This is a genomic window from Shigella sp. SIG3, from assembly GCF_053555855.1.
In genome coordinates this window covers 17,834-31,342 of sequence record NZ_JBQZXE010000014.1, presented here as the reverse complement: position 1 = coordinate 31,342, position 13,509 = coordinate 17,834, and the positions used below count along the sequence as shown (strand labels likewise).

The window sequence follows — 13,509 nt, the reverse complement described above, 5'->3', positions numbered from 1 at the left end:
GGTCTGCTCATCCACCTCAGGCAATACCTCTCACAGCAATTAGTTCTTCTTCCTCACTTTTCCGCTACAATTATCAACAAGTTGAATCGATAAGAGGCGGTAATGCGTCAGACTAAAACCGGTATCCTGCTGGCAAACCTGGGTACGCCCGATGCCCCCACACCTGAAGCGGTAAAACGCTATCTGAAACAATTTTTAAGCGACAGACGCGTGGTTGATACCTCACGGTTGTTATGGTGGCCGTTGCTGCGCGGCGTGATTTTGCCGCTGCGCTCGCCGCGTGTGGCGAAGCTGTACGCCTCTGTCTGGATGGAAGACGGCTCGCCGCTGATGGTTTACAGCCGCCAGCAACAGCAGGCGTTGGCACAACGTTTACCGGATACGCCAGTGGCGCTGGGCATGAGCTACGGCTCGCCATCACTGGAAAGCGCCGTCGATGAACTCCTGGCAGAGCATGTAGATCATATTGTGGTGCTGCCGCTTTATCCGCAATTCTCCTGTTCTACGGTCGGTGCGGTATGGGATGAACTGGCACGCATTCTGGCGCGCAAACGTAGCATTCCGGGGATATCGTTTATTCGTGATTACGCCGATAACCACGATTACATTAATGCACTGGCGAACAGCGTACGCGCTTCTTTTGCCAAACATGGCGAACCGGATCTGCTGCTGCTCTCTTATCATGGCATTCCCCAGCGTTATGCAGATGAAGGCGATGATTACCCGCAACGTTGCCGCACAACGACTCGCGAACTGGCTTCCGCACTGGGGATGGTACCGGAAAAAGTGATGATGACCTTTCAGTCGCGCTTTGGCCGGGAACCCTGGCTGATGCCTTATACCGACGAAACGCTGAAAATGCTCGGAGAAAAAGGCGTAGGTCATATACAGGTGATGTGCCCGGGCTTTGCTGCGGATTGTCTGGAGACGCTGGAAGAGATTGCCGAGCAAAACCGTGAGGTCTTCCTCGGTGCGGGCGGGAAAAAATATGAATATATTCCAGCGCTTAATGCCACGCCGGAACATATCGAAATGATGGCTAATCTTGTTGCCGCGTATCGCTAAAGCTGAGCGGTAAAGAACTGAGCGCCGTCGCGAAGAGCCTCGTCGGCGGTTTTCATCATCCGTGAATAATGCAAAAAGGCATGCAGCGTACCTGGGTAGAGTTTGAACTCACAGGGCTGCTGATGCGCCGCTAACGTCTGGTAAAGCAGACGGCTGTCATCCAGCAGCGGATCGAACTCCTCCCCGGCAATAAAACAGGGCGGAACTTCGCGAGTGAGATCATTATTAAACAGACAGTAATACGGTGACTCGCGGTCCGCGTCGTTGCTTAAATACGCCTCTTCATACATCTGCAAATCCTGTTGCGTTAAGCCATCCCAGACACCGCCCAACAGACGACGAGTCACGGAATCCCGTAATCCGTAAAGCCCATACCACAGCAAAACACCCGCAATTTTACCGCAATCGATCTGTTTATCACGCAACCACAACGCACTGGCGAGCGCCAGCATGGCACCTGCGGAATCACCGGCAAAGCCAATGCGGGACATATTGATTTGATAATCCTCCGCCTGCTGGTGGAAATAACAACAAGCAGCCACAATTTCCTCTATCGCTTGTGGAAAACGCGCTTCAGGTGAAAGGGTGTAATCAATACCAATCACCGTACATTGGCTGTAGCTTGCCAGCAGGCGCATGATGCGATCGTGGGTATCGAGATTGCCGAGAATAAAACCGCCTTCCATGCAAATAAAATAGCGTCGCCGGGCTATCTGGCTGCGGACAAAAGAGACGTGTTTCCACCTGCCCATATTTTGTTGGAACCATGTAAGCTCTGGTTGCCATTTCTGGAGCGCCCGCATTCCAGAATCGGCGCTCAAGCGTGTAATACTGTCGTTGCTCAGCAATCGTTCCCGTTGCGGGCCAGGACGGTAAATCCGGCTGAAGAGTATTCACAACGGTCTTCATTTCAGCAGAAATAAGGTCCAGAACAGGTAGTTTGTTTTCCGGCTTCATACAAAAACTCCTTTCAAATTACGTCATTGTAAGGAACCACTGCCATGAAAATGCGATCCCGCCTGCTGATATTGAAACTGGCTGCGTCTCGCGCGCTCCCGTCAGATTGTGTTAACATTCGCCGCTCAGTTAACCACCCGTAAAAACAACCATGAAATTTCCCGGTAAACGTAAATCCAAAAATTACTTCCCTGTAAATGCACGCGATCCGCTGCTTCAGCAATTCCAGCCAGAAAACGAAACCAGCGCCGCCTGGGTCGTAGGTATTGACCAGACGCTGGTCGATATTGAAGCGAAAGTGGATGATGAATTCATTGAGCGTTATGGATTAAGCGCCGGGCATTCACTGGTGATTGAGGATGACGTAGCCGAAGTGCTTTATCAGGAGCTAAAACAGAAAAACCTGATTACCCATCAGTTTGCGGGTGGCACCATTGGTAACACCATGCACAACTACTCGGTGCTCGCGGACGACCGTTCGGTGCTGCTGGGCGTCATGTGCAGCAATATTGAAATTGGCAGTTATGCCTATCGTTACCTGTGTAACACTTCCAGCCGTACCGATCTTAACTATCTACAAGGCGTGGATGGTCCGATTGGTCGTTGCTTTACGCTGATTGGCGAGTCCGGGGAACGTACCTTTGCTATCAGTCCAGGCCACATGAACCAGCTGCGGGCTGAAAGCATTCCGGAAGATGTGATTGCCGGAGCCTCGGCACTGGTTCTCACCTCATATCTGGTGCGTTGCAAGCCGGGTGAACCCATGCCGGAAGCAACCATGAAAGCCATTGAGTACGCGAAGAAATATAACGTACCGGTGGTGCTGACGCTGGGCACCAAGTTTGTCATTGCCGAGAATCCGCAGTGGTGGCAGCAATTCCTCAAAGACCACGTTTCTATCCTTGCGATGAACGAAGATGAAGCCGAAGCGTTGACCGGAGAAAGCGATCCGTTGTTGGCATCTGACAAGGCGCTGGACTGGGTAGATCTGGTGCTGTGCACCGCCGGGCCAATCGGCTTGTATATGGCGGGCTTTACCGAAGACGAAGCGAAACGTAAAACCCAGCATCCGCTGCTGCCGGGCGCTATAGCGGAATTCAACCAGTATGAGTTTAGCCGCGCCATGCGCCACAAGGATTGCCAGAATCCGCTGCGTGTCTATTCGCACATTGCGCCGTACATGGGCGGGCCGGAAAAAATCATGAACACTAATGGAGCGGGGGATGGCGCATTGGCAGCGTTGCTGCATGACATTACCGCCAACAGCTACCATCGTAGCAACGTACCAAACTCCAGCAAACATAAATTCACCTGGTTAACTTATTCATCGTTAGCGCAGGTGTGTAAATATGCTAACCGTGTGAGCTATCAGGTACTGAACCAGCATTCACCTCGTTTAACGCGCGGCTTGCCGGAGCGTGAAGACAGCCTGGAAGAGTCTTACTGGGATCGTTAAGTTATCGTCGGTTCGTAGGCCAGATAAGGCGTTCACGCCGCATCTGGCATTTGGCTCTCGATGCCTGATGCGACGCTGGCGCGTCTTATCATGCCTACATATTTTTCATATTTTACATCCGGCAACCACCGTTTACCCCGTCACCACTTCACCCGCCGGTGGCGTTTCCAGCAGTTCCAGCATAGTACGGGCAATTTCACGTTCACCCATCACTACCTGATTCGCGCCACGTTCGGTGATATACGTCACTTCATCGTCATAATGGGCGCGGGCGATAATCTCAATATCCGGGTTTTTCGCGCGGGCAGACGCCACAATCTCACCCGCTTCATAACCGTTGGGGATCGTCAGGATCAGCCATTTTGCACATTCCAGATGTGCCAGTTGCATAATTTCTTCGTTCGCTGCATTGCCCAATACAGCGCGGACCCCACGCTCTCGCAGCTCATCAACACGGGTTCGTGACGTCTCAATCACCACCAGCGGAATATCAGAGGCGAGCAATTTCTCCCCCAGCAGGCTGCCTACACGACCGTAACCCACCAATAGCGCATGGTTGCAAATATCCACTGGGATCTGTTTCTCTTCTTCGATTGCCTCTTCCAGCGTCTGCTCTTCCAGCGTTTCGGTCTTCGCCAGATATTTCTCCAGTAGTGCGAACAGTACCGGGTTGAGCATAATCGACAGGATCGCCCCTGCCAGTACCAGGTTTTGTCCGGCCTGCGGCAGTAAATTCAATGCCATTCCCAGTCCCGCCAGGATAAACGCGAACTCACCAATCTGCGCCAGGCTGGCGGCGATGGTTAATGCCGTACGTTGGGAGTGACCAAACAGACGGACAAGGAACAGGGCCGCGACCGATTTACCAAACAGAATAATTGCCAGCGTCGCCAGCACTGCCAGCGGTTGCTGAATCAGAATTAACGGATCAAACAACATCCCGACTGAGACAAAAAACAGCACCGCAAACGCGTCGCGCAATGGCAACGTATCGTGGGCGGCACGGTGACTCAATTCAGACTCGTTCAGTACCATCCCGGCAAAGAACGCACCGAGTGCAAAGGAGACATCAAACAGCTCTACCGCACCAAAGGCAATCCCTAACGCCAGCGCCAGCACTGATAGGGTAAACAGTTCGCGAGAACCGGTTGCCGCGCTGCGTGCCATAATCCACGGCACCAGACGGCGACCTACCAGCATCATAATGGCGATAAATGCGATCACCTTGCCGATGGTGATCCCCATATCGACTGCAAGAGTGGCAAAGCCCACATCGCCCTGTTCCATCATTCCTGCCACTGCGGGCAGCAACACCAGCGTCAGAACCATCACCAGGTCTTCCACAATCAACCAACCGATGGCGATTTTCCCACGCTGACTGTCTATTAATTGCCGTTCTTCAAGTGCGCGCAGTAACACCACGGTACTGGCGGTGGAAAGACATAAGCCGAACACGATACCGGTCATTAACGACCAGCCCAGCACGGCGGAGAGCGCCATACCCAGCAGCGTCGCCACGGCTATCTGGGCGATCGCGCCGGGAATGGCGATGGACTTTACCGCCATCAAATCCTTGAGCGAAAAATGCAAACCGACGCCGAACATCAGCAAAATAACGCCCAGTTCAGCCAGTTCCGGCGCAAGCTTGGTATCGGCAACAAAGCCCGGAGTGAATGGTCCTGCCAGCACACCCGCTAACAGATATCCCACCAGAGGAGAAATACGTAGTTTATTGGCCAGCATGCCGAGGATAAAGGCGAGCACAAGGCCGCCAACAATGGTGGTGATAAGCGGGGTGGCGTGATGCATTCCGTCTCCTTTTCCTGGTGGTTATTGTCCATTTTTGGCCGGGAAAACCAAAATTACAGGTAATAGTTTATGACAATTTCATTGATGATGTTTATGAATAATTGTTGAATTTTGCAGAAAAATGGAATTAGCTGCAAAAAAAGCACGGATCGGAAAACAGAAGGCGGTTTAACAGAGGAAAGGCTTATGGCGACTGTAAAACGATGCAGCCAAAGTTTGCCTTTGGCTGCAATGAAATCAGTCTTTATGCCGGTTATCAGGCAGGAATATGGTCAACATCCCCAATAGTGGCAGGAAAGCACAGATTTTATAGACTAACTCGATGCTGGTGTGATCGGCGATAAGCCCCAGAACTGCCGCTCCCAGACCTCCCATGCCGAAAGCAAAACCGAAAAAGAGTCCAGAAATCATACCGATACGTCCCGGAAGTAGCTCCTGAGCGTAGACCAGAATGGCAGAGAATGCCGAAGCGAGGATAAATCCAATAATCACCGTTAAAACCCCCGTCCAGTGCAGGCGGGCGTAGGGTAAAATCAGCGTAAACGGCGCAACGCCGAGGATAGAGCCCCAAATCACATATTTCCGTCCAATTTTATCCCCTACAGGCCCGCCGATCACCGTACCTGCCGCAACGGCAAACAGGAAGGCAAACAGATGAAGCTGGGCATTCTGGATAGATAATCCGAATTTTTGCATCAGATAAAAGGTGTAATAGCTGCTGATGCTCGCCATATAGAAATATTTCGAGAAAATGAGGATTAACAGAATGCTGACTGCCAGTACCACTTTGTTGCGCGGCAGTGGATTGATTATCGTCGCTTTGGGTTTTCCTTTATTCATTCGGTGCTGTGCCGAGTACCAACGGCTAATTTGCGCCAACACCACGATCGCCAGCAGTGCCGCAAGCACAAACCAGGCAACGTTGCCTTTGCCATAAGGCGCGATAATCACCGCCGCCAGCAAGGGGCCCTGGGAACTGCCAAAGTTGCCGCCGACCTGAAAGATAGATTGCGCCAGGCCATGCCGCCCGCCGGAAGCCATACGGGCTACGCGAGAAGATTCCGGATGAAAGACCGATGAACCGGTACCGACCAGCGCCGCCGCCAGCAGAACTGCGCCAAAACTGCCCGCCAGCGCAAGCAGCACCAGACCACTTAAGGTAAAGCACATGCCAATTGGCAACGACCACGGCATCGGATATTTATCGGTCCAGTAGCCGACCACTGGTTGCAGTAGCGAAGAGGCGAGCTGGAAGGTGAGGGTTATCATGCCAATCTGCATAAATGTCAGAGAAAATTCTGACTGAAGCAGCGGATAAATCGCCAGAATCAGCGATTGGATCATGTCGTTCAGCAGATGTGAGAGGCTGATAGCACCTAAAATACCAAACGATGTTCGGGCCTTGGTCGTTGACGCAGCCGCGCCCGCCACAGGCTGGGTTTGTTCACTCATTGCCATAGGAAAGTCACTTTTTCAGGGTTGCGATGTAAAGAATGATCTTATTTGTGATTATTACCCGACTAACATACCTGTATGCGTCGTCTGAAGGAAGTCTCAACGCCGAATACAGAATTTCTAATCTGGATGCAGATTTATCTTCACCGGACGCAGACTTGTCTATGATGTCGCGTCATACTATTTTTTAACACGTTGAAATCAGGTCAGGGAGAGAAGTATGAAATTATTGCAGCGGGGCGTGGCGTTAGCGCTGTTAACCACATTTACACTGGCGAGTGAAACTGCTCTGGCGTATGAGCAGGATAAAACCTACAAAATTACAGTTCTGCATACCAATGATCATCATGGGCATTTTTGGCGCAATGAATATGGCGAATATGGTCTGGCGGCGCAAAAAACGCTGGTGGATGGTATCCGCAAAGAGGTTGCGGCTGAAGGCGGTAGCGTGCTGCTACTTTCCGGTGGCGACATTAACACTGGCGTGCCCGAGTCTGACTTACAGGATGCCGAACCTGATTTTCGCGGTATGAATCTGGTGGGCTATGACGCGATGGCGATCGGTAATCATGAATTTGATAATCCGCTCACCGTATTACGCCAGCAGGAAAAGTGGGCCAAGTTCCCGTTGCTTTCCGCGAATATCTACCAGAAAAGTACTGGCGAGCGCCTGTTTAAACCGTGGGCGCTGTTTAAGCGTCAGGATCTGAAAATTGCCGTTATTGGGCTGACAACCGATGACACAGCAAAAATTGGTAACCCGGAATACTTCACTGATATCGAATTTCGTAAGCCCGCCGATGAAGCGAAGCTGGTGATTCAGGAGCTGCAACAGACAGAAAAGCCAGACATTATTATCGCGGCGACCCATATGGGGCATTACGATAATGGTGAGCACGGCTCTAACGCACCGGGCGATGTGGAGATGGCACGCGCGCTGCCTGCCGGATCGCTGGCGATGATCGTCGGTGGTCACTCGCAAGATCCGGTCTGCATGGCGGCAGAAAACAAAAAACAGGTCGATTACGTGCCGGGTACGCCATGCAAACCAGATCAACAAAACGGCATCTGGATTGTGCAGGCGCATGAGTGGGGCAAATACGTGGGACGGGCTGATTTTGAGTTTCGTAATGGCGAAATGAAAATGGTTAACTACCAGCTGATTCCGGTGAACCTGAAGAAGAAAGTGACCTGGGAAGACGGGAAAAGCGAGCGCGTGCTTTACACTCCTGAAATCGCTGAAAACCAGCAAATGATCTCGCTGTTATCACCGTTCCAGAACAAAGGCAAAGCGCAGCTGGAAGTGAAAATAGGCAAAACCAATGGTCGTCTGGAAGGCGATCGTGACAAAGTGCGTTTTGTACAGACCAATATGGGGCGGTTGATTCTGGCAGCCCAAATGGATCGCACTGGTGCCGACTTTGCGGTGATGAGCGGAGGCGGAATTCGTGATTCTATCGAAGCAGGCGATATCAGCTATAAAAACGTGCTGAAAGTGCAGCCATTCGGCAATGTGGTGGTGTATGCCGACATGACCGGTAAAGAGGTGATTGATTACCTGACCGCCGTCGCGCAGATGAAGCCAGATTCAGGTGCCTACCCGCAATTTGCCAACGTTAGCTTTGTGGCGAAAGACGGCAAACTGAACGACCTTAAAATCAAAGGCGAACCGGTCGATCCGGCGAAAACTTACCGTATGGCGACATTAAACTTCAATGCCACCGGCGGTGATGGATATCCGCGCCTTGATAACAAACCGGGCTATGTGAATACCGGCTTTATTGATGCCGAAGTGCTGAAAGCGTATATCCAGAAAAGCTCGCCGCTGGATGTGAGTGTTTATGAACCGAAAGGTGAGGTGAGCTGGCAGTAATCCGAAAGTGCCGGATGTTTGCATCCGGCACAATGCTTAATCGCGGCGGGCGATATCAGCAAATTTGGCATCGAGGATCTTTGCCAGATCGCCTGCCGCCAGTTCGATATCCAGTCCGCGCTTGCCGCCGGAAACATAAATAGTGGCAAATTCTTGTGCGGGGGCGTCGATAATCGTGGGCAGACGTTTTTTCTGCCCCAGTGGGCTAATCCCCCCAACCAGGTATCCCGTCGAACGCTGCGCGACCATCGGATCGGCCATCTCAACTTTCTTGGCACCCAGCGCTTTTGCTACTTTTTTAAGATCCAGTTGACCTGCGACCGGCGTAACGGCCACGGCAAGGTGTTTCATATCACCGTTCACTGCCACCAGCAGCGTTTTGTAGACCTGATCCGGATTCAAACCTAATTTTTTGACGACTTCATCGCCAAAATTGGTTTCAGCCGGATCGTGCTCGTAGGTATGGATTTGAAACGAAATCTTGTTTTTTTCGAGTAATTTAACTGCGGGTGTCATGGTAATTTTCCTGCCTTAAACAAAAAAACGAAGCAAGCATACGCCTGATGGCGGTCCAAAAAAAAGAGTCATCTTGCCTAAGAGTATTGGCAGGATGGTGAGATTGAGCGACAATCGAGTTACACCGTCGCTTAAAGTGACGGCATAATAATAAAAAAATGAAATTCCTCTTTGACGGGCCAATAGCGATATTGGCCATTTTTTTAGCGCAACATTTGCGGCAAATTCCCTTCTCCATACAGGTGTAGTGCACCGACCGCGACCACATATCGCCCCGGCGGCATGGCGCGTAATTTATCCCGCCAGGCGAGATTTCGCTGATGCATCAGCACATCGTACAGCGACTGACTGAACGTATTGGGCAGCGTTATATCATTATTTTGCGGCGGTGCATTCAGCCACCAGCTCATCATTTGTTGCAGCAACCGTGCGTTGGTATGCCAGTGGGTCAGCGTATCGTCCAGCAGCGCCAGTCCTTTGTCAGGGAGCTGGAGCAACATGGCAATCTGGTTTTCAGCCCCTTCCAGTTCAATCACGGGTTTATGTTGTTGCTTCGCCGCCTGCAATAGCTGGTAATCGATACCGTATTCTGCCCGCAGCCCCAGTTTTTGTGCCTGCGTCGCCTGAAGAACCATCGCGATTTGCCACAGCGGTTGGGTAGAAAAGAGTGAGGGAGAAATGCCCATCTCCTGGCTAATGTGCTGCAGGTTTTGGAGTTGCTCCTCGCTAATGCGCTCTTCCAGCGCCTCGCAGGCAGGCAAATTAGCAAAAGGCGTATCGCTGGTGGAAACATCCGCCTCGACGATCAGCGCATCGGCGTTTTTGAGCTTTTTGAGCAAACGGGTGGGCAGGGGAGCCATATCGTGGCTACCCATATGAATACTGCCAATCAGATGAAAATGGCGATTGCCGGGGAGGGTGATATCGATGGCAGGCCAGGTGTAATGATTACCGCGCAGCGCGGCCCAAAGCGTTTTTACCCGGTACAACAGATCCATACGACCTCCCTTTGTGAAATATCATGCTAGCGCGCGGTGAGGGATGGCGCAAATGGAGTTGGGGACTTGTTTAATGTGTTTGTATGATTCAGTATGTTCTTGCATCGCTATTCACAGGGAAGCAACAGTTAAAAACCATGAAACAGGCAACAAGAAAACCGACTACACCCGGAGATATTCTTCTCTATGAATATCTGGAACCGCTCGATTTGAAAATCAATGAGTTAGCAGAGTTGCTGCATGTTCATCGTAATCGCGTCAGTGCACTGATCAATAACAATCGTAAACTCACCACTGAGATGGCATTCCGTCTGGCGAAAGTTTTTGATACCACAGTCGATTTTAGGCTAAACCTCCAGGCGGCAGTTGATCTTTGGGAAGTTGAAAACAACATGCGCACCCAGGAAGAATTGGGACGGATTGAAACAGTGGCTGAATATTTGGCACGCCGTGAAGAGCGTGCAAAAAAGGTCGCGTAAGGCCAAAACATCGCTTCATCTCGTAGGCCGGATAAGGCGTTCACGCCGCATCCGGCATCCGAGCACCATTGCCTGATGCGACGCTTACGCGTCTTATCAGGCCTACAAACCTGTGCCTGAACCGTAGGCCGGATAAGGCGTTTACGCCGCATCCGGCAGTCATGCGTCGATGCCAAATGCGCCGCCCTAAAGCAGCGCATCCGCAATGACGTACTTATTCCTTCGGTTTAAACCGCAGCAACCGGTTGGCGTTACTCACTACGGTAATCGACGAGAGCGCCATTGCCGCTCCGGCAACTACCGGGTTAAGCAGTGTTCCAGTAAACGGCCACAAAATACCGGCGGCGACCGGAATACCGATGCTGTTGTAGATAAAGGCACCGAGCAGGTTCTGCTTCATGTTGCGCAGCGTTGCGCGGGAAATCGCGAGCGCATCCGCAACGCCCATCAGGCTATGGCGCATCAGGGTAATCGCCGCGGTTTCAATGGCAACATCACTGCCGCCACCCATCGCAATGCCGACATCCGCCTGGGCCAGCGCTGGCGCGTCGTTAATGCCGTCGCCCACCATTGCCACCTGACGTCCTTCACTTTGCAGACGTTTGATCGCTTCGGCTTTACCGTCCGGCAGCACTCCGGCAATCACTTCATCAATTCCAGCTTCTTTGGCGATCGCATTGGCGGTGGTTGGGTTATCCCCGGTCAACATCACCAGACGATATCCCGCTTTATGCAGGCGTTGCAGCGCCGCCACGCTATCACTACGCAACGGATCGCGTACAGCCAGCAGGGCTACTGCTTTCCCGTCAATCGCCAGCAGCACAGGCGTTGCTCCTTGCGATGCCTGAGCTGAAATATCGGCTTCAATCGCTTTAGTATCGACTTGCTGATCATTTAACAACGCCTGATTACCCAGCAATAACGCATGACCTTCTGCTTCACCGCTCACGCCCAGCCCGCGCAATGTGCGGAAACCGTTGACCTGCGGTAGCTGCATATCGCCTGCTTTATCAAGGATCGCTCGTGCCAATGGATGGCTGGAACCTTGCTCCAGCGCCGCCGCCAGACGCAGCGCCTGCGCTTCGTCAACATCAGCAAATGTTTTCACTGCGACAACCTGCGGCTTCCCTTCGGTCAGCGTCCCGGTTTTATCGAACACGACGGTATCGAGTGTACTGGCGCGTTGCAGCGCGTCGGCGTCCCGCACCAGCACGCCAAACTCAGCCGCCCGCCCGACGCCGGAAATAATCGACATCGGCGTCGCCAGTCCCAGCGCACACGGGCAGGCGATAATCAGCACCGTAGTGGCAATCACCAGGGTATAGACAATCTGCGGTGCCGGACCAAAGAAATACCAGATTGCCGCACTGACAAGCGCAATAACCACTACTACCGGCACAAATACGGCTGAGATTTTATCCGCCAGCTGACCGATTTCTGGCTTGCTGCTCTGGGCCTGGCGCACCATGCGAATGATCCTTGATAGCGTGGTATGGCTGCCAACCGCACTGGCACGAAACAGCACACTGCCGTCCTGTACCACTGTCCCGGCATGGACGCTATCGCCTTCGCCTTTTTGCTGCGGGATTGGTTCGCCCGTCAGCATCGCTTCATCCAGCCATGCTTCGCCCTGGGTAATCTCGCCATCTACCGGCACGCGATCGCCGGTCGTCAGGCGCAGCAACATACCTGGCTGCACTTCTGCCAGAGGCACGCTTTTTTCACCTTCGTCAGTAACCAGGCGCGCCGTCGGTGGGGTTAAATCGAGTAATTTCTCCAGTGCCTTAGAAGAACGCTGACGTGCGCGTGCTTCCAGCATATGGCCGAGATTGATCAGACCGATAATCATCGCACTGGCTTCATAGTAAAGATGTCGCGCTTCCATCGGGAACCACTGCGGCCACAGGTTGACGCTCATCGAATAGAGCCACGCCACGCCCGTTCCCAGCGCCACCAGCGTATCCATCGTCGCTGCACCGTTCAGCAGGCTTTTCCATGCACTGCGGTAAAAATGGCCGCCGGCGAAAACCATCACCGCCAGGGTTATCAGGCCGATAACCAACCACAGGCTGCGGTTGTCGGCGGTGACCATCATGTTATCGCCGATCATCCCCCAGACCATCACCGGGATACCCACCGCCAGTGCGACAATTGCCTGCCAGCGGAAGCGCTTCATCGTAGCGACGGCGGTTTCTTGCTGGCGTTCGCGGCGTTTCGCGTCATCTTCAATCGCTTCCGCGCCGTAGCCCGCTTTTTCCACCGCCTGCACTAAATCTTGTGGGGAGGCACTGCCCATCACCAGCGCAGTACGCTCCGCCAGGTTTACCCGTGCCTGAGTGACGCCCGGTACGCTTTGCAGCGCATTTTGTACGCGGGTGACACAGCTGGCGCAGCTCATGCCGCTCAGCAGCAACTGCTGGCTGTCATCGTCATCGGCGGTCGCTGCCGGAAGCGCCTCAGAAACCGCTGTCAGTGCTTCCGACGGGATTGATGACTCCGCCAGCGGTTTAGCCTTTGGGTGGCTTACAGATGCGTCATAACCCGCTTGTTTGATGGTTTCGATCAGCTGTTCTGCACTGGCAGTCCCGGTAACGTGCGCTTCAGTGATAGACACATCCGCTTGTTCCACATCCGGGCGCTGTTCAAGACTTTCTTTCACGCGTTTAACGCAGTGACCGCAGGACAGGCCGTCCAGGTTCAGGTCGATAGTTTGTGACATAAAACACTCCTTTAAGACAGTTTTGACTGGCTGTGATAAAGGTTAAACCTTCCAGAAAGGGGAAGGTCAAGAAATTAATAAACCAGGCGGGTAAAAGTCCGTAAAGATTAAAAAATCGGCTCGATTTGCATCAGGATTAGACATTTATTTCTTTGTTTTCCTGTAGTTAAGTTGCGGGTGCT

The 13,509-nt window shown here is 52.6% G+C and carries 10 protein-coding genes; 4 read left to right on the top strand and 6 right to left on the bottom strand.

Features of this window, described 5'->3' with window-relative positions; genetic code table 11:
* Positions 1-102 precede the first annotated feature (102 nt).
* Positions 103-1,065 (top strand): ferrochelatase, encoded by a 963-nt coding sequence (gene hemH, locus ACUU1I_RS05060; RefSeq protein ID WP_001250092.1) that lies wholly within the window; start codon positions 103-105, stop codon positions 1,063-1,065.
* Here the strand turns inward: hemH and aes are convergent.
* Complete coding sequence (gene aes, locus ACUU1I_RS05055) at positions 1,062-1,817, bottom strand: acetyl esterase (protein WP_005114979.1); 756 nt, start codon at positions 1,815-1,817, stop codon at positions 1,062-1,064. The two genes, hemH and aes, sit on opposite strands and share 4 nt — an antisense overlap.
* Before the next feature lie 356 nt (positions 1,818-2,173).
* On the opposite strand from aes, the gene gsk reads away from it, so the two are divergent.
* Positions 2,174-3,478, top strand: a complete 1,305-nt coding sequence (gsk, locus tag ACUU1I_RS05050; protein WP_000671595.1) for an inosine/guanosine kinase — start codon at positions 2,174-2,176, stop codon at positions 3,476-3,478.
* Positions 3,479-3,610: 132 nt separating this feature from the next.
* Here the strand turns inward: gsk and ybaL are convergent, their stop codons facing one another.
* Together ybaL and fsr are read right to left on the bottom strand one after the other, a co-directional pair.
* Positions 3,611-5,287: a YbaL family putative K(+) efflux transporter gene (gene ybaL, locus ACUU1I_RS05045; RefSeq protein WP_000546245.1), complete on the bottom strand. Its 1,677-nt coding sequence runs from the start codon at positions 5,285-5,287 to the stop codon at positions 3,611-3,613.
* Between the two features lie 237 nt (positions 5,288-5,524).
* Complete coding sequence (gene fsr, locus ACUU1I_RS05040; protein ID WP_001251643.1) at positions 5,525-6,745, bottom strand: fosmidomycin MFS transporter; 1,221 nt, start codon at positions 6,743-6,745, stop codon at positions 5,525-5,527.
* 217 nt (positions 6,746-6,962) lie between these two features.
* Here fsr and ushA point away from each other — a divergent pair, with 217 nt between their 5' ends.
* Entirely contained in the window at positions 6,963-8,615 is a 1,653-nt protein-coding gene (gene ushA, locus ACUU1I_RS05035; RefSeq protein ID WP_000771755.1) for a bifunctional UDP-sugar hydrolase/5'-nucleotidase, read from the top strand.
* 36 nt (positions 8,616-8,651) lie between these two features.
* On the opposite strand, the gene ybaK is transcribed toward ushA, so the two are convergent.
* Both ybaK and ACUU1I_RS05025 read right to left on the bottom strand, forming a co-directional pair.
* On the bottom strand, positions 8,652-9,131 hold the full coding sequence (ybaK, locus tag ACUU1I_RS05030) for a Cys-tRNA(Pro)/Cys-tRNA(Cys) deacylase YbaK (RefSeq protein ID WP_000186631.1): 480 nt from the start codon (positions 9,129-9,131) through the stop codon (positions 8,652-8,654).
* Between the two features lie 203 nt (positions 9,132-9,334).
* The gene (locus tag ACUU1I_RS05025) at positions 9,335-10,129 is read right to left on the bottom strand and encodes a TraB/GumN family protein (protein ID WP_000365173.1); all 795 of its coding nucleotides are present in this window, start codon (positions 10,127-10,129) and stop codon (positions 9,335-9,337) included.
* A gap of 137 nt (positions 10,130-10,266) precedes the next feature.
* On the opposite strand from ACUU1I_RS05025, the gene ACUU1I_RS05020 reads away from it, so the two are divergent.
* A complete protein-coding gene (locus ACUU1I_RS05020) occupies positions 10,267-10,608 on the top strand; it encodes a HigA family addiction module antitoxin (protein ID WP_005066557.1) in 342 nt (113 codons plus the stop codon).
* 214 nt (positions 10,609-10,822) lie between these two features.
* On the opposite strand, the gene copA is transcribed toward ACUU1I_RS05020, so the two are convergent.
* Complete coding sequence (copA, locus tag ACUU1I_RS05015) at positions 10,823-13,327, bottom strand: copper-exporting P-type ATPase CopA (RefSeq protein WP_000083889.1); 2,505 nt, start codon at positions 13,325-13,327, stop codon at positions 10,823-10,825.
* Positions 13,328-13,509: the final 182 nt, after the last annotated feature.